A 23,854-nucleotide genomic window follows, 5' to 3' on the forward strand; every position below is an offset into this window, starting at 1 on the left:
TCGCCGTGGCGGCGTTGCCGGGTTGCGCTCGGCAGGCGTTGATGGTTTGTTGCCGCTCAGCGGAGAACGAATAATGCGCGAATCCCTCGGTCAAGACGAATACGGCTCGACCAACCCTTTCGACCCGGACGACCTGCCCAATCTCAATGCGATGGGGCCGGCGATGGGCGGCGGCAATGATTTCGAGAAATACGCGGTCGCCGTCATCATCGTCTTCGGCGCGCTGATCATCGGGGGCCTGATGGCCGCCTCCATGTCCTTCGGCCACCGCAACGGCTTCCTGTTCGCGCTTGGCGGGGCCACGGCGGCCTGGATTTCCGGCAATGCGCTGCTGCTAGACCGGCCGCGCATTTATGCGCTGTTCGTCGCCATCGCCGCAGTGATGCTGATCGCCTCGACCATCACGCTGGTCGTGTAATTTTATCTGAGCATGATCCGTTCCCGCTTTTTGGGATCATGCTTCAATACCCCAAAGCCTCGCCCGCGGCCGCGCGGCTGTCGATGGCGCCGTTGTAGCGCGCGCCGCCGCCCTTCTCGATCTCGCTGAGGCTCTTGCCGCCGACCAGAACGCCGGCGGCTTGCCCCCAGGTCTTGTCGCTCAAGTCCAGGTGATAGCCCATGCCGGCAAGCAGCTTCTCCGTGTCCGGCGAAAGCCCGAACGGTTCGACATAGATGGTGTCCGGCAGCCATTGATGATGGATGCGCGGCGCGTCGATCGCCTGCTGGATGTCCATGCCGTGGTCGATGACATTGACGATCGCCTCGAGCGTGATGGTGATGATGCGCGAACCGCCCGGACTGCCGATGACCATGAACGGCTTGCCGTCTTTGGTCACGATCGTCGGGCTCATCGAGGATAAAGGCGTCTTCTTCGGCTGGATGGCATTCGCCTCTCCCTGCACCAGCCCGTAGAGGTTCGGCACGCCGGGCTTCTGGGTGAAGTCGTCCATCTCGTTGTTGAGCAGGATGCCGGTGCCGTCGGCGACGACCCCGGCGCCGAAGGAGCCGTTCAGCGTATAGGTGACGGCGACCGCATTGCCGTCATTGTCGATGATCGAATAGTGGGTGGTTTCCTTCGACTCGCCGAAACCCTTGGGCATCAGGTCCTTCGACACGCCGGCGCGGAACGGATCGATCTTGTCGCGGATGTCCTTGGCATAGTTCTTGTCGAGCAGTTTCGAGACCGGATTGTCTACGAAATCCGGGTCGCCCAGCGCCGAGTTGCGGTCGACATAGGCATGGCGCATGGCCTCGACCATGACATGGACCGTTTCGGCCGATCCGGCGCCGAGATAGGACAGCGGATAGAATTCGAGCACGTTGAGGATTTCGCAAATGATGACGCCGCCCGAGCTCGGCGGCGGCGAGGAGATGATCTCGTAGCCACGATAGGAGCAGGTCACCGGCTTCAGCTCCCGCACGGCATATTGCTCGAAATCGCCCTTGGCAAGAACGCCGCCCTTGGCGCCGCTCGCCTTGACGATGGCGTCCGCGATAGCACCCTTGTAGAAGGCGTCCGGCCCCTTTTCCGAGATCGCCGACAGCGAGGCGGCGAGGTCCGGCTGAACGAGCCTCTCGCCAATCCCGTAAGGCTTGCCATCCGGTTTCAGGAAGACCGCGGCGGCCGCGGGATCCTTTGCCAGACGATCGGCGCCGTCTGCGAACGACGCGGCATCGCCCTGGTTGAGCACGAAGCCGTCCTTGGCGTAGGCAATGGCCGGCGCCATCAGATCCTGCCTGGTGAGCGTGCCGTATTTCTCGCGCGCCATCTCGAAGCCGGCGACCGAGCCCGGCACGCCGACCGCCAGGTAGCCGTCGAGGCTGGCGCCTTTCACCGGATTGCCGTCCTTGTCGAGATACATGGTCTTGGTCGCGGCGAGCGGCGCGCGCTCGCGGAAATCGAGGAAGGTCGTACGGCCGTCCTTCATGCGCACGGTCATGAACCCGCCGCCGCCGATGTTGCCGGCATTGGGATAGACGACGGCGAGCGCATAGCCGACGGCAACAGCGGCATCGACCGCATTGCCGCCCTTTTTCAGCACGCCGACGCCGATCTCGGTCGCCAGATGCTGGGCCGTCACCACCATGCCGTGCTCGCCCTTGGCCGGTTGCGGCGAGGCGGCGAGGACGATGGTCGGCGGCGCGAGGGCAATTGCGAGCGAAAGGGTGACGCCGATCAGCGTCCGACGGGTCAAGGGCATGGCGGTGCTCCTGGCGTTGGGGACGCACAGGAAAGACCCTGCCGGCGGACCTGTCCACCGCCAATGGCGCTGGACCAGATCAAATCCGATATCTGCCTGTCAGACGATGCCGCCGCCACCGCCGGCGACTGCGGGCCGCTCGGCCGCGACTTTGGCCCGGTAGCCGGCCTCGCGATAGGCCGCGACCGGATCGATCGCGCCGCCAGTGCGCAGTCTGGCCATCGCCAAGATCGGCTCGACATCGGTGCGGTAGGCGCTTTTAAGTGTCTGCGTCGCCATCAGCGCGTCGTTCTCCTCCTGGAAGCCATCCAGCGCTTTGCGGTCGATCAGCAGCGCCTGCGCATAGGCGCGCTGCACCTCGACCGCCGACAGCATCAGGCTTTCGATCGGATCGGTGACGTTGTGGCTCTGGTCGAGCATGTGCGCCGGGTTGAAGCTGTCCGCCCCGGAGAGCTCGGCATCGACCAGCTCGTTGAAGACGAGGAACAGCCGATAGGGATCGATCGAGCCGGCGTCGAGGTCGTCGTCGCCATATTTGGAATCGTTGAAGTGGAAGCCGCCGAGCTTGCCGAACTGGATCAGCCGCGACACGATCATCTCGATGTTGACGTTGGGGGCGTGGTGGCCGAGGTCGACCAGGCAGAAGGCCTTGTCGCCGAGCTCCCTGGCAATGATGTAATTCGTGCCCCAGTCCTGCACGACGGTCGAATAGAAGGCCGGCTCATACATCTTGTGCTCGGTGAACAGCCGCCAGTCGGCCGGCAGGCCGGCATAAATCTCGCGCATGGCGTCGAGATAGCGCTCGAACGCCTTGGCGAAATTGACCTGGCCAGGGAAATTCGAGCCGTCGCCGATCCACACCGTCAGCGCCTTGGAGCCGAGCGTCCTGCCGATCTCGATGCATTCGAGATTGTGCTCGACCGCCTGGCGGCGCGTGCCGGCATCGGCATGCGAGAGCGAGCCGAATTTGTAGGAGAGCTTCTGGTCCTTGGCGTCGGAGAAGGTGTTGGAGTTCATGGCGTCGAACCCAAGGCCGAAGCGGGACGCCGCCTGCTTCAGCCGGTTCGGATCGGCCTTGTCCCACGGAATGTGCAGCGAAACGGTCGGCGTCGCCTGCGTCAGTTGGGCAATGACGGCGCAGTCCTCGATCTTGTCGAAGATGTCGCGCGGCTCGCCGGCGCCGGGGAAACGGGCAAAGCGCGTGCCGCCGGTGCCGACGCCCCAGGACGGGATCGCCACGCCGAATTTCTCGACCTTGTCGCGGATCGCGTCGATGGCGATGCCGCGCCGGTCGAGGCGCTCGCCGAGCGAGGCGTAATCGCGCTCGAGGTCGGGCTTGCGCGCGGCGTTGTGGCTGGCGACGAGGTCGACGGAAATGATGGTCTCGGACAAAGGCTATTCCTCCCAAGAATACGTTCGGCCGGCGCTGCCCCTCATCCGCCTGCCGGCACCTTCTCCCCGTTGAACGGGGAGAAGGAAGCTTATCGCGTAAAACTTTGCGCGTTGCCGGCGTCGACGTTGACGATGTTGCCGGTCGATTTGGCCGACATGTCGGAGGCGAAGAAGTAGATCGCCTCGGCAACGTCTTCCGGGAAGACCGAGCGCTTCAGCATCGAGCGCGAGCGGTAATGCTCCTCGAGATCGTCGGTCGACATCTTGTAGGCGGCGGCGCGCTGTTCCTTCCACTCGCCGGTCCAGATTTTCGAGCCGCGCAGCACGGCGTCCGGATTGACGACGTTGACCCTGATCTGTGCCTCCGCGCCCTCCAGCGCCAGGCAGCGGGCCAGGTGAATCTCGGCCGCCTTGGCCGTGCAATAGGCGGACGCATTCGGCGATGCGGCAAGGCCGTTCTTGGAGGCGACGAAGACGACGTTGCCGCCGATCTTCTGGGCGCGGAATAGGCGGAAAGCCTCGCGCGAGACGAGGAAATAGCCGGTGGACAGGATGTCCATATTCTTGTTCCACAGCGCCAGCGTCGTCTCCTCGATCGGCGCCGAGGATGCCAAGCCGGCATTGGAGACGAGGATGTCGATGCCGCCGAATTCGACCGCCGTTTCGGCGAAGGCGGAAAGCACTTGTTCCTCGGAGGTGACATCGATGCGCACCGGACGGACGAAGTCTTTTCCGTGAGCCTTCGAGAGCTCGTCATTGGCGCTGGCCAAAGCAGCTTCGTCTATATCGGCGAGCACAACGCAAGCGCCTTCGCGCAGCAGCCGGTTGGCGGTGGCGCGGCCGATGCCGCCGGCGCCGCCGGTGACCAGCGCGATCTGGCCGGCCAGCGCCTTCGGCTTCGGCAGGCGCTGGAGCTTGGCTTCCTCGAGCTGCCAGTATTCGATGTCGAAGGCTTCCTGCGCGGGCAGGCCGACATAGGACGAGACGGTCGAGGCGCCGCGCATGACATTGATGGCGTTGACATAGAACTCGCCGGATATGCGCGCAGTCGCCTTGTCGCCGGCGAAGGTGAACATGCCGACGCCGGGCATCAGATAGACCACGGCATTGGGATCGCGGATGGCCGGCGAGTCCGGATGCTTGCAGCTGTCATAATAGGCCTGGTAGCCGACACGATAGGCGGCAATGTCTTCGGCGAGCCGCGCGATGACGGCGTCGACATCGGGCTTTGCCGGATCGAACTCGATCACCAGCGGTCGGATCTTGGTGCGCAGGAAGTGGTCGGGACATGATGTGCCGAGCGCCGCCAGCGGCCGCAGGTCCTTCGAATTGACGAATTCGAGCACGGCTGGCTGATCGTCGAAATGGCCGAGCTTGTGGCTCTGTTCGGAGATCAGGCCGCGGATCCTCGGCATCAGCTTGGCGGCGATGGCGCGGCGCGCCGATGCGTCGAGCGACTGGACCGCCTCGCCGCCGAAGATCGCCTTGCCCTGCGACTTGCGCTCGAACCAGTCGATCGCCTGGTTGATCACCGAGATCGTCGTCTCGTAGCATTCCTTCGGCGTGTCGCCCCAGGTGAACAGGCCGTGGCTTTCGAGCACGACGCCCTTGGCCTCGGGGTTTTCGAGGCAGAATTTCTCCAGCCACAATCCCAGCTCGAAGCCCGGCCGCTTCCAGGGCAGCCAGCCGATGGCGTCGCCGAAGATCTCCTTGGTGATCGCCCTGGAATCCTTGGCCGCGGCGACCGCGATGATGGCGTCGGGATGCATGTGGTCGACGCAGGCCTTCGGCACGTAGGCGTGCAGCGGCGTGTCGATCGAGGCCGCGCGCGGATTGAGGTTGAAGGTGCAGTGGGGCAGGTAGCCCACCATCTCGTCCTCGTGCTCGACGCCGCGATAAAGACCTTTGATGGCACGCAGCTTGTCCATGTAAAGCGTGGCGAAACCGTCAAGCTTGATCGAGGCGCTGTCGCCACCGGAGCCCTTGACCCAGAGGACTTCCACCTCCTCGCCGGTGAGCGGGTCCTTCTGCCGGACCTTGGACGAGGTGTTGCCGCCACCGTAATTGGTGACGCGCTTGTCGGACCCCAGCGTATTCGAGCGATAGACCAGGAGCTCGGGACCGCTCATCCCTTCGGCTTTTGCATCGTCCCAAAGATTGGCGAGGCGCGAGCCGGAGCGCTTGTCGAGCATAGGTATCCTCCCTTGGAGCGCGAACGCCGCACCCCTCATTTCTCGCCCGGGAATGTCTACGCAAGCTCCGCGCTTGTCAATCACAAACGATCAATATCGATCATATCGCACTGCACAAAGAAAATATTTGATCGGAAATGATTGACACTGCGCGTTTTCTAAGGCCTGATGCTTGGCAGGGAGGAACCATGCACGAGAAAGAGCGCCACAGGATCATTCTGTCCGCCGTCCAGGAAAAACCCGTGGTGACGGTGCAGGAAATGGTCGAGCTGACGGACTCCTCCGAAGCGACGATCCGGCGCGACATCGCGGCCCTCCATGTCCAGAAACGCTTGCGCCGGGTGCGCGGCGGCGCCGAGGCGATCTCGCCGCCGCAGTTCATCGGCCTTGCCGGCCGGCCCTTCTCGGTCAACGAAACGCTGAACGCCACACAGAAGCGGGCGATCGCGCGGGAAGCGGTGAACCTGTGCAAGGACGGCGAGCCGATCATCATCAATGGCGGCACCACCACCTTCCAGATGGTGCATTTCCTGACCGGCCGCCGCATGCCGATCTTCACCAACTCCTTCCCGATCGCGGAGCATCTGCTCAAGCACTCGAAGAACACGGTGATGCTGTCCGGCGGCACGATCTACCGCGAGCAGAACATCATCCTGTCGCCATTCGACAACGACGTAACGCGCAACTTCTATGCGCGGCGCATGTTCATGGGCGCGCAGGGGCTGGGGCCGCTCGGACTGATGGAAGGCGATCCGCTGCTGATCCAGGCGGAACAGAAGCTGATCGACCAGGCCGACGAGCTGGTGGTGCTGGTCGATTCCTCGAAATTCCGCATGCGCTCCAGCCTGATCCTATGCGGGCTGTCGCGCATCGCGACCGTGATCACCGACGACGGCATCGAGGACCGCGAGGCCAAGATGCTGGAAACGGCGGGCGTGGCGCTGATCGTCGCCCGCAGACAGTCAAGCGACAAGGAAGAATCTTCACTGCAGGCCTGAGGGAAACTCACGCCCGCAGCGGCGATGGAATGCAACGCTCAAGGGAGGATATTCGATGAGCTTTTTGAAGAAACTGCTGGTTACGGCGGCCTTTTCAGCCGCCATGTTCGTGAATGCCGCCTATGCCGAGAACGTCAAGATCGCGCTGGTGGTGAAGTCGCTCGGCAATGGCTTCTTCGACGCCGCCAACAAGGGCGCCGAGGAAGCAGCCAAGGAACTGGGCGATGTCGATGTCATCTACACCGGCCCGACCAAGGCGACGGCCGAAGCGCAGATCGAAGTGATCAATTCGCTGATCGCGCAGAAGGTCAATGCGATCGCCGTTTCGGCCAATGACGCCGATGCGCTGGTGCCTGTGCTGAAGAAGGCCATGGAGCGCGGCATCACCGTCATCTCGTGGGATTCGGGCGTCGCCAAAGAAGGCCGCCAGCTCCACCTCAACCCGTCCGACACCGGCCTGATCGGCGAGACGATCATCAAGCTCGCAGCCGACTACCTGCCGGAAGGCGGCGACGTAGCGATCCTCTCGGCGTCCTCGACGGCGACCAACCAGAATGCCTGGATCGAAGCGGCCAAGAAGGTGCTGCCGGAGAAGTTCCCGAAGATCAAGCTGGTCGCCACCGTCTATGGCGATGACGACTCGGCCAAGAGCACCGATGAAGCCAAGGGCCTGCTGAAGTCTTATCCGAACCTCAAGGCGATCATCGCGCCGACCACCGTCGGCGTCGTCGCCGCCGCGCAGGTCGTCACCGACGAGAACCTTATCGGCAAGGTCAACGTCACCGGGCTGGCGCTGCCGTCCGAGTTCAAGAAGTTCATCGACAACGGCGCTTCGCAGGCTGTCGCGCTGTGGAACCCGATCGATCTCGGCTACTCGGCGATCTACCTCGCCCATGACCTGGCGGTGAAGAAGGAAGAGGCCAAGCCCGGCGCTACACTGTCGATCGGCCGCGTCGGCAAGGTGACGCTCGACGACACCAACTCGGCTGCGATGGCTCCGCCCTTCCAGTTCGACAAGACCAACATCGAGAAGTTCTCCAAGATCTATTGATCCCGGTCGACTTCAAGCTCCTGCGGCGGGACAATTCCCGCCGCATCTTCAAACCGACCTTCTCTCAGGGCCTGATACGGATATGGACACGACAGCCCAGCGCGAAATGGAGACGGAGCGGCCCCAGCCTCCAGGCCCGGCCCAAAGCACCTCTCCTCGCCTGACGCTCACGGGCATCTCGAAAAGTTTCCCGGGCGTGCGTGCCCTGCACAATGTCAGCCTGTCGCTCTTTCCGGGACAAGTGACGGCGCTGATCGGCGAGAACGGCGCCGGCAAGTCGACGCTGGTCAAGATCATGACCGGCGTCTACCAGCCCGACTCGGGCGAGATCGGCATCGACGGCCAGGCCACGACGCTGCCCAGCGCGCATGCCGCCTTCGGCCACGGCATCACCGCGATCCATCAGGAAACCGTGCTGTTCGACGATCTGTCGGTTGCCGAAAACATCTTCCTCGGCCACGCGCCGCGCACCCGTTTCGGCACCATCGACTGGCGCACCATGCGCAAGAATGCGCGCGAGGTGCTGGAGACGATGCGCGCCGGCCATATCGACGCCGATGCACGACTGAGAGATCTCGGCATCGCCAACAAGCACCTTGTCGCCGTTGCCCGCGCCATGTCGATCGATGCGCGCATCGTCATCATGGACGAGCCTACCGCTGCCCTTTCAATGAAGGAGATCGAGGAGCTCTTTCTCCTGATCGAATTCCTGAAGAGCGAAGGCAAGGCCGTGCTGTTCATCAGCCACAAGTTCGACGAGATCTACCGTATCGCCGACCGCTATACCGTCTTCCGCGACGGCGAGATGGTGGGCCAAGGCCTGCTGAAAGACACCGGCCGAAACGAGATCGTACGCATGATGGTCGGCCGCAATGTCGACCACATCTTTCCGCAACGCGAGCCGAAGATCGGCGCGCCGGTGCTGTCCGTCTCCGGCCTGTCGCATCCGACCGAGTTCGACGATATCGGCTTCGAATTGCGCAAGAGCGAGATCCTCGGCTTCTACGGGCTGGTCGGCGCCGGGCGCAGCGAGGTGATGCAGGCGATCGCCGGCATCACCCGCACGAGCCGGGGCGCGATTTCACTCGACGGCCGGACGATCGCACCGAAATCGGCTGCGGATTCGATCGAGGCCGGCATCGTCTATGTGCCCGAAGAACGCGGCAAGCAGGGCGTGGTCATCGGCCTGCCGATCTTCCAGAACGTGTCGCTGCCTTCGCTGGCGCGCACCTCGAAATCCGGCGTGCTGCGGCTGGCGGAGGAGCTCGCACTCGCCCGCTCCTACACCGAGCGGCTCGACCTGCGCGCCTCATCGCTCAGCCAGGATGTCGGCACGCTTTCCGGCGGCAACCAGCAGAAGGTGGTCATCGCCAAATGGCTGGCGACCGCGCCCAAGGTGATCATCCTCGACGAGCCGACCAAGGGCATCGACATCGGCTCCAAGGCCGCCGTGCACGGCTTCATGGCCGAGTTGGTCGCGCAAGGCCTGTCGGTGATCATGGTGTCGTCTGAGCTGCCCGAAATCCTCGGCATGTCGGACCGCGTCGTGGTCATGCGCGAAGGCCGTATCGCGGCGACCTACGACAACAAGGATCTCGACGCCGAAACGCTGGTTCGGACGGCAGCGGGGATCGCGGCATGAAGAGCTTCCTCAAATATCGCGAGATCTGGCTGCTTGCCAGCATCGTCGTGCTGATCGGCCTGATCTCGACGCGCTTCCACGGCTTCGCCAACCCCGCCAATCTGCGCCAGGTGTTCAACGACACCTCGATCCTGATGATCCTGGCGCTGGGACAGATGGTGGTCATTCTGACGCGCTCGGTCGATCTGTCGATGGCCTCCAACCTCTGTTTCACCGGAATGGTGGTGGCCATGCTCAACGCAGCGCACCCGGCGATCCCGATCCCGGTGCTGATCGTCATCGCACTGCTGGTTGGCCTGGTGCTCGGCGCGATCAACGGTTTCCTGGTGTGGCGGCTGAGCATCCCGTCGATCGTGGTGACGCTGGGCACGCTCACCATCTATCGGGGCGCCACCTTCGTCGTCTCCGGCGGCGCCTGGGTCAATGCCGACCAGATGAGCCAGGACTTCATCAACTTCCAGCGCGTTGCCTTCCTCGGCCTGCCGGTGCTGTCCTGGATCGCGATCGTCGTGATTGCGCTGTTCTTCCTGGTGATGACGCGCACCGCGATCGGCCGCTCGATCTACGCCATCGGCGTCAACCCAACCGCCTCGGTCTATGCCGGCATCGATGTCGGCCGCACAAAATTCATCGTCTTTTGCATTTCCGGCATGATCGGCGGGCTTGCCGGCTATCTGTGGATCTCGCGCTATGTGATCGCCTCGGTCGAGGTCGCCAACGGCTATGAGCTCAACATCATCGCCGCCTGCGTCATCGGCGGCATCTCGATCGCCGGCGGCATCGGCTCGGTCGGCGGCGCCGTGCTGGGGGCGCTGTTCCTCGGCATCATCTCCAACGCGCTGCCGGTGATCAACATCTCGCCCTTCTGGCAGATGGCGATCTCGGGCAGCGCCATCATCCTGGCCGTGGTGCTCAACGCGCGCGGCGAGCGCCGGCAGGGCCGCATCATCCTCAGAAAGGCGGAAGCGGCATGACCGACACCCCTGCCCCGCGCCACATCCCCGACCGGCTCGACAAGCCGCTGTCCTCGGCGATCTTCTCCTGGGAAGCGCTGCTGGTCGTCATCGCGGTCGCCATCTTCGCAGTGAACAGCTTCGCCTCGCCCTATTTCCTCGATCCGTGGTCGCTGTCGGACCTGACCTTCAACTTCACCGAAAAGGGGCTGATCGCTCTAGCCATGGCGCTGCTGATCATCTCCGGCGAGATCGATCTCTCGGTTGCCGCGATCGTGGCTTTATCCTCGACGATGATGGGCATGGCCGTGCAGGCCGGCGCCGGCACCCCGGTGCTGGTGGCGATCGGCATCGTCGTTGGCCTCGCCTGTGGCGCCTTCAATGGGTTGCTGGTCACCCGCCTCGGCCTGCCTTCCATCGTCGTCACCATCGGCACGATGAGCCTGTTCCGCGGCATCGCTTTCATCATCCTCGGCGACCAGGCCTACAAAGGCTATCCGGAAAGCTTCGCCTTGTTCGGCCAGGGCTATGTCTGGTGGGTCTTCTCGTTCGAGCTGGCGCTGTTCCTGGTCGCGGCACTGATCTACTGGTTCGTCCTGCACCGTACGAGCTTCGGTCGCCGGGTCTTCGCCATCGGCAACAACCCGGTGGCCTGCCAGTTCTCCGGCGTGCGCGTTACCCGCATCAAGTTCATCCTGTTCTGCCTGACCGGGCTGATGTCGGGCATCGCCTCGGTGCTGATCACCTCGCGGCTCGGTTCGACGCGGCCGTCGATCGCGCAGGGCTACGAGCTCGAGGCGATCACCATGGTGGTGCTGGGCGGCGTCTCGATCCTCGGCGGTGCCGGCAGCATTCTGGGTGTCGTGCTCGCCGCCTTCATCATGGGGCTGGTGACGTTCGGCCTCGGACTGCTCAACGTGCCCGGCATCGTCATGTCGATCTTCATCGGCCTGTTGCTGATCATCGTCATCGCGCTGCCCATTATCTGGCGCCGGCTGCGCGAGGGACGCTTCGCCTGATGGAGAAATACGCCTTCAAGATGAAGCTCAATCCCGGCATGAAGGCCGAGTACCAGCGGCGCCATGACGAGATCTGGCCTGAGCTGGTTGATCTGCTGAAGCAGGCCGGCGTCTCCGACTATTCGATCCATCTCGACGAGGAGACCAACATCCTGTTCGGGGTGCTGTGGCGCCATGATGACCACGGCATGGCCGACCTTCCGAAGCACCCCGTGATGCAGCGCTGGTGGGCGCATATGGCCGACCTCATAGAGACCAAACCCGACAACGAGCCGGTGGCCGTGCCGCTGGAAACCGTGTTCCATATGGCATGATCGTCGCCGTCATCGATATAGGCAAGACCAACGCCAAGGTGGCGCTGGTCGATCTCGGGACGCTGCGTGAGATTGCACTGTGCCGTATCGCCAATGCTCCTGTGCGGCAGGCGCCCTACCCGCATCACGATGTCGAGGCGCTGTGGACATTCATCCTCGACAGCCTGGCCGATCTCAACCGCGAACAGCGGATCGATGCGATATCGATCACCACACATGGCGCGACCGGCGCGCTGGTCGACCGATCAGGCGAACTGGTGCTGCCGGTGCTCGACTATGAATTCGACGGCCCTGGCCAGCTCGCGGCCGACTACGACGCCGTGCGTGCGCCCTTCGCCGAAACCGGTACGCCGCGGTTGCCGATCGGCCTCAATCTCGGCGCGCAATTCTTCTGGCAGCAGAAGCGCTTCCCGGCGGAATTCGCCAAGGCCGCCGCGATGCTGATGTATCCGCAATACTGGACGCTGCGGCTGACCGGTGTCGCCGCCAATGAGGTGACGTCGCTCGGCTGCCACACCGATCTGTGGAATCCCTGGACGTCCAACTATTCCTCGCTGGTCGACAGGATGGGCTGGCGCCGGTTGATGGCGCCGGTGCGGCCAGCCAAGGATCGGCTTGGCCCGATCCTGCCGGAGCTGGCGCAACGCACAGGGCTCGACCCGCAGACGCCCGTATTCTGCGGACTGCACGATTCCAACGCCTCGCTGCTGCCGCATCTGTTGTCCGACGCACCGCCCTTCTCGGTCGTCTCGACCGGCACATGGGTGATATCGATGGCGGTAGGCGGCCGGAAGGTCGAGCTCGATGCGGCGCGGGATACACTGGTCAACGTCAATGCGCTCGGCGATGCCGTGCCGTCGGCGCGTTTCATGGGCGGACGCGAGTTCTCGCTTTTGACCGACGGCCACCCACAGGAATGGAGCGAAGACGACGTTGTCGCTGTGCTGGCGCGGAAAGCTTTGCTGCTGCCGTCCACTCAGCAGGGCTCCGGACCGTTTCCGCATCGCGCCGCGCAATGGTGTAACGCCGACGACCTGGACTCCGGCCAACGCTTCGCCGCCATCTCATTCTATCTGGCGCTGATGACCGTGACCTGCCTGGAGCTGATTGGCGGCGAGGGGCCGACAACCGTCGAGGGACCGTTCGCGCAGAACCCGCTTTTCATCCGGATGCTGGCGGCAGCGACGGGAAGGCCCGTCATTGCATCGGAGACCTCGACCGGCACCAGCATCGGCGCCGCGCTGCTGGCGTCGGATGGCGCCGCCGTCATGGACAAGGGTGAGCGCACCAGGCCTCCGTCCGAGCGCGCCTGGCGCGATTATGTAAGGGCGTGGCAGTCGGCTGTTCAGACGTAATCGACCACTATCTGACAGTCGGCGCTGCCCCTCATTGCCCTGCCGGGCATTTCTCCCCGTATAGTGACGGGGAGAAAAAAGCTGTGTCGTCGACGGCTTCGCCAATCGCCAGCGTTGCAAAATGGATGCCGGCATCGCGGCCAGCTCTCTTCTCCCCGTTCAACGGGGAGAAGGTGCCGGCAGGCGGATGAGGGGCAGCGCCGACCTCGGCAATTAAGGATCTCTCAGCGCGCCGCCCCGTAAAGCAGTCCCCGCGGGTCGATCTGCGGCTTGCGGCCGGCGACGACGTCGGCCAGGAACTGTCCCGAGCCACAGGCCATGGTCCAGCCGACATGGCCGTGGCCGGTGTCGAGATAGAGGTTGCGGTATTTCGCCTGGCCGATCACCGGCACCGAGTTTGGCATCATCGGCCGCAGGCCGGCCCAGAGCACGGCCTTCTTCTCGTCGAAGGCGCCCGGAAAAAGATCCTTTCCGGTTTCCAGGATGGTTCTGAAATCGCCGGGCTTGAAGCTGCGGTCGAAGCCGGTGAATTCGGCCGTCGAGGACATGCGCAGGCGATTGCCGAGCCTCGAATAGCCGATCAGCCGGTCCTCGTCGGCGCCGCCCATGGTCGGCCCCTTGCTTTCGTCTTCCAGGGGAATCGTCGCGGTGTAGCCCTTCACCGGGTAGACCGGCAGGTCGATGCCGTAGCGGCGGCCGAGCAGGCCGCTTTCCGGCCCCATGGAGATGACGATGGCGTCGCCCTTAACCGGGCCAGCCGAGGTCATGACGGCGCGCACCCGTTCGCCCTCGATGTCGAAGCCCTGGACCGTCGTGCCGAACAGGAATTTGACGCCGAGCTTCTCGGCGGCATAGGCGGCGAGCCTGTCGGTGAACTGCTTGGAATCGCCTGTCTGGTCGATCGGCGAATAGATGCCGCCGGCGATCTTTTCCTTCACGCCGGCAAGGCCCGGCTCCAGCTCGACCAGGCGCTCGCGGCCGACGATCTCGATCGGCAGGCCGTGCTCGCCGAGATAGCGGTAATTGTCGGTGCCGGTGTCGAGGCTCTTTTGCGATCGGAAGAAGTAGAGAATGCCCTTCCTGCGTTCGTCGTAATGGATGCCGGTCGCCTCCGACAGCGCGTTGATGCACGCGCGGGAGTGGAGTGCCAGCCTGAGCTTGATATCGGTATTGGCGCGCAGGCGCTTCACCGTGCATTCGCGCAGAAAACGCAGGCTCCAGGCATAGAAGTAGGGATCGAGGCGCAGCCTGACCTTGATGCCGAGGTCGTGGTTCCAGAGCGCGCGCAGGAAGGTCTTCAACGCGGCGGGCGAGGCCCAGGCGGTTGCGTCGCCCGGCGAGACCAGGCCGGCATTCGACTGGCTGGTGCCGCGCGCCGCCGCCTCGTGGCGCTCGATAACCGTCACCTCGTGACCGTCCTTTGCCAGATAATAGGCGGCCGCTGTGCCAACCACGCCGGCGCCGAGAACCAAGACTTTCATGCCGTCCCCTCAGGATCGAACAGGGCAGCGCGCCTCCGCGCGCCGCTGCATGAGGCTCAATACCGCGTCCAAACGCGCCGGACGAGCCCTTGGCCCAACAGCTCAGTTCACTACGGAATTCCGGACGGAAGGCTACGGCGAAGCCGCCGAATCCAACCGCTACACGCTTTTCCTAGAGTTGCTCAGGTCCGAACGGAGTTCTTGGTCGTCAGAATGCGTTCCCATGCCAGCGCATCGTTGACGATCAAGTCGAGATCGTCACGCTGCGGTGTCCAGCCGAGTTCCTTGCGGGCAAGCTCGGAATTGGCGACCACGGCGGCGGCGTCGCCCGGACGGCGGTCGCCCATGCGCACATCGAAGTCATGGCCGAAGGCGCGGCGCACGCTGTCGATCACCTCAAGCACGGAATAGCCGTGGCTGTAGCCGCAATTGGCGACGAGGCTCTCGCCACCGGCGCGTAGCCGCTGCAGCGCCAGCCGGTGCGCGGCGGCGAGATCGCTGACATGGATGTAATCGCGCATGCATGTGCCGTCCGGCGTCGGATAGTCATTGCCGAAGACCTGCATGAAGGGGCGCTTGCCGAGCGCGGTCTCGCAGGCGACCTTGATCAGATGCGTGGCGCCGGGCGTCGACTGTCCGGTGCGGCCCTTTGGATCGGCGCCGGCGACGTTGAAATAGCGCAGCGCCGTGTAGCGGATGTCGTGCGCCAGGGCGGCATCGCGCAGCATCCACTCGCTCATCAGCTTAGAGAGGCCATAGGGGGATTCCGGTGCAAGGCGAGCATCCTCGCGCACCGGCTCCAGCCCTGCGCCGCCATAGACGGCGGCGGTGGAGGAGAAGATGAAGTGCGGCACGCCCTCGCGCACCGCGGTTTCGATGAGAGTGCGGGTCTTGCAGGTGTTGTTCTCGTAGTAGCCGAGCGGGTCGGCGACCGATTCCGGCACCACGATCGAACCGGCGAAGTGAATGATGGCATCGACCTTGTTGTCGCGGATGATCCGGCCGACCAGGTCACGATCGGCGACATCGCCGACGACCAGCCTTGCTTCGGGGGCCACCGCCCATTCGAATCCGGAGGAAAGCCGGTCGAGCACCACGACGCCCTCGCCGGCGTCCAGCAGCTCCCAGACCATGTGGCTGCCGATATAGCCGGCACCGCCCGTCACCAAAACCGTCATCATCTACCTCGCTGATCAAGATTTATCGGAAACTGTCTCAACAGCCACCGTGCTGGAAACCCCGCCGCAAGCCCGTTAAATCCTATGTCGTTCGCCCAAACCGCTGTGCACTTTTGGGCGATATGCATTGGCCTCCCTACAGTGTTAAGTCCGTAACAGTTCCTCCCGCCCGAGGCATCGTACTGAAACAAGACCGCTTCAAACAGCCGGGAATAGGCCACGATCCGGCATCGTTAGGAACAGGGTAAAGGCGTGGCATTTTGACCGGTTGGGTCCGGTGGACGCGGCATGGGGCAGTGACTATTATCCGCCGCAAAATTGGGAAGTGGACATGAATTACCAGCGGTTCTTCGAAGATGCGATCGACCAGCTCCACGCCGAGCGTCGCTACCGCGTTTTCGCCGACCTCGAGCGCATGGTGGGCAAGTTCCCGCGCGCCATCTGGCGTTCCAACGGCCGCGCCCAGGAAATCACCGTTTGGTGCTCCAACGACTATCTCGGCATGGGCCAGAACGAGGATGTCATCGCCGCCTTCCAGAACGCGGCCGGCAAGATGGGTTCGGGCGCCGGTGGCACCCGCAACATCTCCGGCACGTCCAACCCGCTGGTCGAGCTGGAGCATGAGCTCGCCGACCTGCACGACAAGGAAGCAGCCCTTGTCTTCACCTCGGGCTTCGTCTCCAACGAGGCCTCGATCTCGACCATCGCGCGGCTGCTCCCCAACTGCCTGATCATCTCGGATGAGCTGAACCATGCCTCAATGATCGAAGGCGTGCGCCGATCGGGCGCGGAAAAGAAGATCTTCCGCCACAACGACGTCGCGCATCTGGAAAGCCTGCTGCAGGCGGCCGGGCGCGAACGCGCCAAGCTGATCGTCTTCGAAAGCGTCTATTCGATGGACGGCGACATTGCGCCGATCAAGCAGATCGTCGAGCTCGCCGAGCGCTACAACGCCATGACCTATATCGATGAGGTCCATGCCGTCGGCATGTACGGACCGCGCGGCGGCGGCATCACCGAGCGCGAAGGCCTGGCCGACCGCATCGACATCATCCAGGGCACGCTGGCCAAGGCTTTCGGCACGCTGGGCGGCTACATCACCGGCACCAGCGCTGTGATCGACGCCGTGCGTTCCTATGCACCGGGCTTCATCTTCACCACCGCGCTGCCGCCGGCCATCGCCGCCGCCACCACCGCCTCGATCCGCCACCTCAAACGCTCGCAGGCCGAGCGGGACGCGCAGCAGCGCCAGGCGGCGCGCACCAAGCAGGTGCTTGCGGCGGCCGGCTTGCCGGTGATGGAATCGGCCACCCATATCGTGCCGGTGCTGGTCGGCGACCCCGAGCTTTGCAAGATGGCCAGCGACCGCCTGCTCGGCGTGCACGGCATCTACATCCAGCCGATCAACTATCCGACCGTGCCGCGCGGCACCGAGCGGCTGCGCATCACGCCGACGCCGTTCCATTCGGACGCGCTGATCGCCGAATTGCAGGACGCGCTGGTCGAGACCTGGGATGCGCTGGGCATTCCCTATGCCAACTCCGGCCGTCCCGCTGTCGCCAAGACCGATCGGATCATTCCGCTCCTGGTGCCGAAGTCAGGCGGGTGACTTGCAGCTGTCGGAGCGCTGGCCGCGCTCCGCTTATCACTGTTTCTCGTTCTCCAACGCTGCGCCGCTCCTAAGTCACGGCATGGATCCTAGGGTCTCCGCGACGTCGCTTCGCGACTGCTTCGCCCTAGGATGACGACGTCCATTTTGCCAACCGACAATCGCAAACGTTGGAGATTGTCCGAGGCCGTCCTTCCGTCGTCATTCCAGGGCGAAGCAAGGAGCGAAGCGACGCGCGCAGACCCTGGAATCCATGCCGTCACGTCTGCCCAAGAACGAAGCGGTGCAGAAAAAGGGTTCGCAAACAAACACTTCCCGCCGACTGCGACCTCACACCGTCTTCATCCACCTCGCCAGGCGATGCGCCGCTTCCTCGAGCTGATCGAGGCGACGGTGGAAGCATAGTCGGAGGAAGGCCTCGCCACCGGAGCCGAAGGCGGTGCCGGGCGCCACGCCGACATTGGCGTTGTCGACGATGTCGAAGGCGGCTTTTCGGGCATCGGTGAGGCCGTCGACCCTGAAGAACAGGTAAAAGGCGCCCTGCGGCACGGTGAAACGCGCCTTGCCGGTTTCGCCCAGAATGCCGCAGACGAGATCGCGGGCGGCACGCGCGCGCTCCACCTGTTCGGTGATGAAGCCGTCGCCCTCGTCAAGGGCTGCGACCGCGCCGCGCTGCATGAATTGGGCGACGCCCGAGGTCGAGTACTGGATCAGGTTTTCGAACACCTGCTGCAAGGCGGGATGGGTCTTGATCCAGCCGACGCGCCAGCCGGTCATCGCCCAGTTCTTGGAGAAACTGTTGACGAACAGGATGCGGTCGTCGAGCGTGGCCACGTCAAGGAAAGACGGCGCGCGGCCATGGCCGTAGTGGAACAACGAATAGATCTCGTCGGCAATGATCCACAGGCCCTTTTGGCGGGCGAGATCGAGGATAGCCTGGAGCGTCTCCTTGTCGGCGGTCCAGCCGGTCGGGTTGGACGGCGTGTTGATGAACAACAGCTTCGTGCGCGGCGTGATCGCGGAGGCGATCTTGTCGACGTCGCAGGACCAGCCATTGCCGGACTGGTCGAGGGTGACCGGCACCGGCACGGCGCCCGCCACGCCGGCGGCCGCGGCGAAATTCGGCCAGGCGGGCGAGAGATAGATCACCTCGTCGCCGCTGCCGGCGATCGCGTCGATGGCCAGTTGGATGGCATGCATGCCGGATCCGGTGACGATGAACTCTTCCTCGGCGAAGGTCCTGCCGAAGTGCCTCGCGTAGTAGCGGGCGAGCGCCTGCCTGAGCGCGGGAATGCCCTTCTGCCAAGTGTAGAACGTCTCGCCGTCCGCCAGTCCTTTGGCGGCGGCATCGCTGATGAAGGCCGGCGTCGGCAGATCGCCCTCACCGGCCCAGAGCGGGATCAGGCCTTCGCGCAGGCGGCCGTGATTGACGACGGCGACGATGCCGCTTTCGGGCGCAGCGCGGGCTTCGGTGCGCAAGGTCTGGATCAGGGTCATGCAAGAATCCGTCCGGTTTTTCGTGACTGCTAGCCCCTTTTACGACAGCGGCAAACAGAAAGCCCCGGCCGCAGGCGACCGGGGTTTTGGTCCAGAAGTGCGCGCGTTGCGTTATCTCTTGGCTAGCAGGTCGCGGATTTCGGTCAGAAGCTGCACGTCGGCCGGCGGCGGGGCAGCGGCAGGGGCGGGCTTTTCGCGCTCCAGACGCTTGCGCATATTGTTCACGGCCTTGACCATCAGGAAGATAATAAAGGCAAGGATCAGGAAGTTCAGCACGACCGTGATGAAGCTGCCATAGGCAAAGACGGCGCCCTCTTTCTTGGCATCGGCCAGCGCGCTCGAATGGACGTTCGAGGACAGCCCGAAGAAGTAATTGTTAAAGTCCAGCCCGCCGAAGATCGCGCCGACGATCGGCATGATGATGTCGTTGACCAATGAATCGACGATCTTGCCGAATGCAGCGCCGATGATGACACCGACGGCCAAGTCCATCACATTGCCCTTGGAGATGAATTCCTGGAATTCTTTCAGCATTCGTCCCTCCTTGCCGTAACAGGCCGCGCTGCCGCCTCACCAGTGTCCTTCGGCGCCGGCCCGGGCCCACAATAACAAAAACCCCCGGTCGCAAAACCGGAAAAAAGGCGAAAGCACCGGTTTGTGTTTACGCCGCGTCATCAAGCACATATGCGCCAAAAGCCGCGATGGACTCACGGTTGGAGCTGTGATTGCGTTGTAGGAACCGGACAGGGAGGAAGTGCGGACCGTGTTAGGATGGTTCGTCGTCATCATCGCGATCGCCTATGTGACGCTGCTTTTTGCCATCGCCAGCGTCGGCGACCGGCGTGCGGCAACCATCGGCCTGGGCCGGGCACGGCCTTTCATCTATGCGCTCAGCCTCGCCATCTATTGCACGTCCTGGACCTTTTTCGGCTCGGTCGGCCTTTCCTCCGAGCGCGGCCTCGAATTCCTCGGCATCTATACAGGCCCGGTGCTGGTCTTCGTGTTCGGCTTCCCGCTGCTCAGCCGCATGATCCGGCTGGCAAAAAGCGAGAAGATCACCTCGATCGCCGACTTCCTCGGCGCCCGCTACGGCAAGAGCTTCACCGTCGCGGCGATCGCGACGCTGATCGCGACCATCGGCGCGGTGCCCTATATCGCGCTGCAGTTGAAGGCGATTTCGGGCTCCGTCAGCCTGATGGTCGAGCACTATACCGGCTCGCCGCCCTCCTTCGATCCGTTCGTCAGCGACATCTCGCTCGTGGTCGCGATGCTTTTGGCGCTGTTCGCGGTGCTGTTCGGCACCCGCCATGCCGACGCTACCGAACATCAGGACGGCCTGGTGCTCGCGGTAGCGGTCGAGACCGTGGTCAAGCTCGCCGCATTCATAGCTATCGGCCTGATGGTGACGTTCCTGATCTTCGGCGGGCCCGGCGACATGTTCGCCAAGCTCGCCGGAAACGGCCAGGTGCGCCAGGCCATGAGCTACAGCACCTCTTTGGCCACCTGGCTGGTGCTGACCGGCCTGAGCGGCTTTGCCGTGCTGATGCTGCCGCGGCAGTTCTACGTCACCATCGTAGAGAACCGCAGCGAGGCGGAGCTGCGCACGGCGACCTGGGTGTTCCCGCTCTATCTCGTGGCGATCAACCTCTTCGTGCTGCCGATCGCCTTTGCCGGGCTGTCGCTGGTCGGCGCCAGGACCAGCAGCGACCTTTACGTGCTGTCGCTGCCGCTGCTCAGCGGGCATGACCTGCTGGCGATGGCCGCCTTCGTCGGCGGCCTGTCGGCGGCGACCGCCATGGTGATCGTCGAGAGCGTCGCGCTGTCGATCATGATCTCCAACGATCTCGTCATCCCCCTGTTCGTGCGCCGCGTGCTCAAGACCAGCTCCTCGGAGAACGAGGACTGGTCGACGCTCATCCTCAATGTGCGTCGCGCCTCGATCTTCATCATGCTGTTCATCGCCTTCCTCTACTATCGCGAGAGCACCAACAGCGCGCGGCTGTCGTCGATCGGGCTGATGTCGTTTGCCGCGATCGCGCAATTCGCGCCGGCGCTGATCGGCGGCCTGATCTGGCGCCGCGCCAATGGCCGGGGCGCCGCGCTCGGCATGGTCGCCGGCATTGCCGTCTGGGGTTACACGCTGCTGCTCCCCTCGCTCGTCGGTCCCTCTACCGACATCGTCGTCCACGGCCTGTTCGGCTTCGAGGCACTGAGGCCGCAGGCGCTGTTCGGCACCGTCGGCGAGCCGCTGAACCATGGCGTGCTGTGGAGCCTCTCTGTCAACGCGCTGTTTTTTGTCCTCGGCTCCCTGTCCCGCGCATCCGTGCCGCTGGAGCGCATCCAGGCGGCGATCTTCGTGCCGCGCGAGGCCAGCCCGATGCCGAGCCTCAGACGCTTCCGCACTGCCGTCACCGTCAACGACCTGAAGGATACGATCTCGCGCTATCTCGGCGTCGAGCGCACGGAGCGCTCGTTCCAATCCTTCGAAAGGGACGCGAAAGTCTCCCTGCACGGTACCGAACAGGCCAGCATGGATGTCATCCGCTTCTCGGAGCAGCTGCTGGCGAGCGCCGTCGGCTCTTCCTCGGCGCGGCTGATCCTGTCGCTGCTCTTCCGCCGCAACGACCGCGACTCCAAGGACGCCTTCAAGCTGCTCGACGACGCCACCGAGGCGCTGCAGCACAATCGCGACTTGCTTCAGATCGCGCTCGACCAGATGGAGCAAGGCATCACCGTCTTCGATCGCGATTTCCGGTTGATCTGCTGGAACAGGCAATACCGGCTGCTGTTCGACCTGCCGGACGAGATGGGCCAGGTCGGCGTCTCGCTCGACCGGATCCTGCGCCATCTCGCCGAGCGCGGCGATATCCCCGCCGACCAGCGCGTGACGACGCTCAACCGGCTGACCAGTTTCGCCGGCCCATGGCAGATGGAGCTGAAGACCAGCGGCCGCATCCTGGAGCTGCGCTCCAACCCGATGCCCGACGGCGGCATCGTCGCCACCTATGCCGACATTTCCGGCCGCGTCGAGCAAGACCTGGCGCTGAAGCGGGCCAATGAATCACTGGAGCAGCGGGTCAAGACCCGCACCATCGAGCTCACGCGCGTCAACGAGGAGCTGGCGCAGGCGCAGATGCTGGCCGAGGAAGCCAATCTCGGCAAGACACGCTTCCTGGCCGCCGCCGGTCACGACATCCTGCAGCCGCTCAACGCCGCCCGGCTCTATTGCTCGTCGCTGATCGAAAAGGCGGGCAAGGGACCGGCCGGCAAGGCCGCGATCAATATCGAATCCTCGCTGGAATCGGTCGAGACCATCCTCGGCGCCGTGCTCGACATCTCGCGGCTCGACGCCGGCGCCATGAAGCCCGAGAACGCCGCCTTCAACCTCGGCGGATTGCTCGGCCAGATCGGCAATGATTTCCGCCCGCTTGCCGCTGAAAAGAAGCTCGAACTCACGATCATCCCATCCTCGCTCGGCGTCATGACCGACCGCAACCTGCTGCGCCGGCTGATCCAGAACCTCGTCTCCAACGCCATCAAATACACGCGCCAGGGCCGCATCCTGGTTGGAGTGCGGCGACGCGGCGAACTGGCCGAGATCCAGGTGATCGACACCGGCATCGGCATTGCCGGCGACAAGCTCAACACGGTCTTCCACGAGTTCACGCGCCTCGACGAGGGCGTGCGCGAGGCCGAAGGCCTTGGCCTGGGGCTCTCCATCGTCGACCGTATCGCCAGGGTGCTGAGGCTCGAGATCCGCATCTACTCCAACCCCGGCAGGGGCACGCGCTTTTCCGTCATCCTGCCTGTCGCGGCGGTCGCCGCGCCGCCGCGCGAGGCCGGCAAAGCGCCGGCCCGCTCCGCCTCGACGCTTGCCGGGCTCAATGTGCTGTGCATCGACAATGACGCGCGCATCCTCGACGGCATGCGGCTGCTGCTCGAAGGCTGGGGATGCCATGTCGAGACGGCTTCGGGATTAGGCGATCTGCTGGACCCCGGCGCGCCGAAGCCTGACCTGGTGCTTGCCGACTATCATCTCGACGGCGGCACCGGGCTCGATGCGATCGCCACACTGCGCGCCGCCTACGGACGGGACCTTGCCTGCGTGCTGGTCACCGCCGACCGCTCCAGCGAGGTGCGCTCGGCTGCCGACCGGCTCGACATTCCGGTCGTCAACAAGCCGCTGAAGCCGGCGGTGCTGCGCTCGATGATGGCGCGTGTCAGGCCGCTGGCGCCGGCGGCGGAATGATCAGCCGACCGGCTGCAGCGGGTCGCCGCCGATCTTCGAAAGCTGGATGACAGCCTGGGTGCGGCTGTCGACGCCGAGCTTCTGCAGGATGGCCGAGACATGCGCCTTGATGGTGGCTTCGGAAACGCCGAGCTCATAGGCGATCTGCTTGTTGAGCAGGCCTTCCGCCAGCATGCCGAGCACCCGCGTCTGCTGCGGCGTCAGCGCCTGCAGCCGCTTGATCAGGTCGGAGATTTCGGGATCGCGCTCGACGCCGAGCTCGATGCCCGTGGGTGCCGCGATATCGCCGGCAAGCACCGCCTGCACGGCGGCGCGTATCTCTTCCATGCTCGCCGATTTGGAGATGAAGCCGGATGCGCCGAGATCGAGCGCGCGGCGGATGGTGACGGGATCGTCATGCGCCGATACCACCACCAGCGGCACCGCCGGATGGATGCCGCGCAGGGAGATCAGGCCGGACAGGCCGCTGGCGCCCGGCATCGACAGGTCGAGCAGCACCATGTCGACATCCTCGTTGGCAACCACCAGCGCCTTGGCGCTTTCGAAATCCCCAGCCTCATGGATGGCGGCGACGTCGCCGATGCCGGCCAGCGCCTCCTTCAGCGCGCCGCGAAAAAGCGGATGGTCGTCGGCAATGACGAAAGTGTGGCCCGACGGCAAATATTCCTCCCCCGATCCCATCATCGTTGTGTGCTTCTTGCGGGGACCGGAATGATTATGCGG

At 64.1% G+C, this 23,854-nt stretch carries 18 protein-coding genes; 10 read left to right on the top strand and 8 right to left on the bottom strand.

Annotated features, from left to right (window positions below):
* Positions 1 to 73: 73 nt before the first annotated feature.
* Entirely contained in the window at positions 74 to 418 is a 345-nt protein-coding gene (locus tag FJW10_RS03450; RefSeq protein ID WP_140647415.1) for a hypothetical protein, read from the top strand.
* Between the two features lie 43 nt (positions 419 to 461).
* Here the strand turns inward: FJW10_RS03450 and ggt are convergent, their stop codons facing one another.
* From ggt to FJW10_RS03465, 3 genes are all read right to left on the bottom strand, one after another.
* A complete protein-coding gene (gene ggt, locus FJW10_RS03455; protein ID WP_140898409.1) occupies positions 462 to 2,201 on the bottom strand; it encodes a gamma-glutamyltransferase in 1,740 nt (579 codons plus the stop codon).
* A 99-nt stretch (positions 2,202 to 2,300) separates the two neighbouring features.
* Positions 2,301 to 3,593: an L-rhamnose catabolism isomerase gene (rhaI, locus tag FJW10_RS03460; RefSeq protein ID WP_140898411.1), complete on the bottom strand. Its 1,293-nt coding sequence runs from the start codon at positions 3,591 to 3,593 to the stop codon at positions 2,301 to 2,303.
* An 89-nt stretch (positions 3,594 to 3,682) separates the two neighbouring features.
* Entirely contained in the window at positions 3,683 to 5,785 is a 2,103-nt protein-coding gene (locus FJW10_RS03465) for a bifunctional rhamnulose-1-phosphate aldolase/short-chain dehydrogenase (RefSeq protein WP_140898413.1), read from the bottom strand.
* A gap of 188 nt (positions 5,786 to 5,973) precedes the next feature.
* Between FJW10_RS03465 and FJW10_RS03470 the strand changes: the two genes are divergently transcribed.
* The 7 genes from FJW10_RS03470 (at position 5,974) to FJW10_RS03500 (ending at position 13,117) form a co-directional block, all read left to right on the top strand.
* A complete protein-coding gene (locus FJW10_RS03470; RefSeq protein ID WP_140898415.1) occupies positions 5,974 to 6,783 on the top strand; it encodes a DeoR/GlpR family DNA-binding transcription regulator in 810 nt (269 codons plus the stop codon).
* Between the two features lie 55 nt (positions 6,784 to 6,838).
* Positions 6,839 to 7,834, top strand: a complete 996-nt coding sequence (gene rhaS, locus FJW10_RS03475) for a rhamnose ABC transporter substrate-binding protein (RefSeq protein ID WP_140647400.1) — start codon at positions 6,839 to 6,841, stop codon at positions 7,832 to 7,834.
* A gap of 106 nt (positions 7,835 to 7,940) precedes the next feature.
* The gene (locus tag FJW10_RS03480; protein WP_181177407.1) at positions 7,941 to 9,476 is read left to right on the top strand and encodes a sugar ABC transporter ATP-binding protein; all 1,536 of its coding nucleotides are present in this window, start codon (positions 7,941 to 7,943) and stop codon (positions 9,474 to 9,476) included.
* Complete coding sequence (locus tag FJW10_RS03485) at positions 9,473 to 10,450, top strand: ABC transporter permease (protein ID WP_140898419.1); 978 nt, start codon at positions 9,473 to 9,475, stop codon at positions 10,448 to 10,450. The genes FJW10_RS03480 and FJW10_RS03485 overlap by 4 nt, the downstream gene beginning before the upstream one ends.
* Positions 10,447 to 11,448, top strand: coding sequence for an ABC transporter permease (locus FJW10_RS03490; RefSeq protein WP_140898421.1), 1,002 nt, complete (start codon positions 10,447 to 10,449; stop codon positions 11,446 to 11,448). Before FJW10_RS03485 ends, FJW10_RS03490 begins: the two co-directional genes overlap by 4 nt.
* On the top strand, positions 11,448 to 11,762 hold the full coding sequence (gene rhaM / locus FJW10_RS03495) for an L-rhamnose mutarotase (protein WP_181177396.1): 315 nt from the start codon (positions 11,448 to 11,450) through the stop codon (positions 11,760 to 11,762). The genes FJW10_RS03490 and rhaM overlap by 1 nt, the downstream gene beginning before the upstream one ends.
* Positions 11,759 to 13,117: an FGGY-family carbohydrate kinase gene (locus tag FJW10_RS03500; protein WP_140898423.1), complete on the top strand. Its 1,359-nt coding sequence runs from the start codon at positions 11,759 to 11,761 to the stop codon at positions 13,115 to 13,117. Before rhaM ends, FJW10_RS03500 begins: the two co-directional genes overlap by 4 nt.
* Before the next feature lie 224 nt (positions 13,118 to 13,341).
* Here the strand turns inward: FJW10_RS03500 and FJW10_RS03510 are convergent, their stop codons facing one another.
* Positions 13,342 to 14,598, bottom strand: coding sequence for a D-amino acid dehydrogenase (locus tag FJW10_RS03510; RefSeq protein WP_140898425.1), 1,257 nt, complete (start codon positions 14,596 to 14,598; stop codon positions 13,342 to 13,344).
* A gap of 182 nt (positions 14,599 to 14,780) precedes the next feature.
* Entirely contained in the window at positions 14,781 to 15,776 is a 996-nt protein-coding gene (galE, locus tag FJW10_RS03515) for a UDP-glucose 4-epimerase GalE (protein WP_140898783.1), read from the bottom strand.
* A gap of 331 nt (positions 15,777 to 16,107) precedes the next feature.
* On the opposite strand from galE, the gene hemA reads away from it, so the two are divergent.
* A complete protein-coding gene (gene hemA / locus FJW10_RS03520) occupies positions 16,108 to 17,385 on the top strand; it encodes a 5-aminolevulinate synthase (protein WP_140898427.1) in 1,278 nt (425 codons plus the stop codon).
* A gap of 330 nt (positions 17,386 to 17,715) precedes the next feature.
* On the opposite strand, the gene FJW10_RS03525 is transcribed toward hemA, so the two are convergent.
* Positions 17,716 to 18,882: a pyridoxal phosphate-dependent aminotransferase gene (locus FJW10_RS03525; protein WP_140898429.1), complete on the bottom strand. Its 1,167-nt coding sequence runs from the start codon at positions 18,880 to 18,882 to the stop codon at positions 17,716 to 17,718.
* 111 nt (positions 18,883 to 18,993) lie between these two features.
* A complete protein-coding gene (mscL, locus tag FJW10_RS03530) occupies positions 18,994 to 19,416 on the bottom strand; it encodes a large conductance mechanosensitive channel protein MscL (RefSeq protein WP_140898431.1) in 423 nt (140 codons plus the stop codon).
* Between the two features lie 229 nt (positions 19,417 to 19,645).
* On the opposite strand from mscL, the gene FJW10_RS03535 reads away from it, so the two are divergent.
* Positions 19,646 to 23,131, top strand: a complete 3,486-nt coding sequence (locus tag FJW10_RS03535) for a PAS-domain containing protein (RefSeq protein ID WP_140898433.1) — start codon at positions 19,646 to 19,648, stop codon at positions 23,129 to 23,131.
* On the opposite strand, the gene FJW10_RS03540 is transcribed toward FJW10_RS03535, so the two are convergent.
* Positions 23,132 to 23,791 carry a response regulator transcription factor gene (locus tag FJW10_RS03540; protein WP_140898785.1) on the bottom strand — a complete coding sequence of 220 codons (660 nt, stop codon included), beginning with the start codon at positions 23,789 to 23,791 and terminating at the stop codon, positions 23,132 to 23,134.
* Between the last annotated feature and the right edge of the window lie 63 nt (positions 23,792 to 23,854).

Origin of the sequence: Mesorhizobium sp. B4-1-1, assembly GCF_006439375.1 — a bacterium.
In the GTDB taxonomy this organism is placed as follows: domain Bacteria; phylum Pseudomonadota; class Alphaproteobacteria; order Rhizobiales; family Rhizobiaceae; genus Mesorhizobium.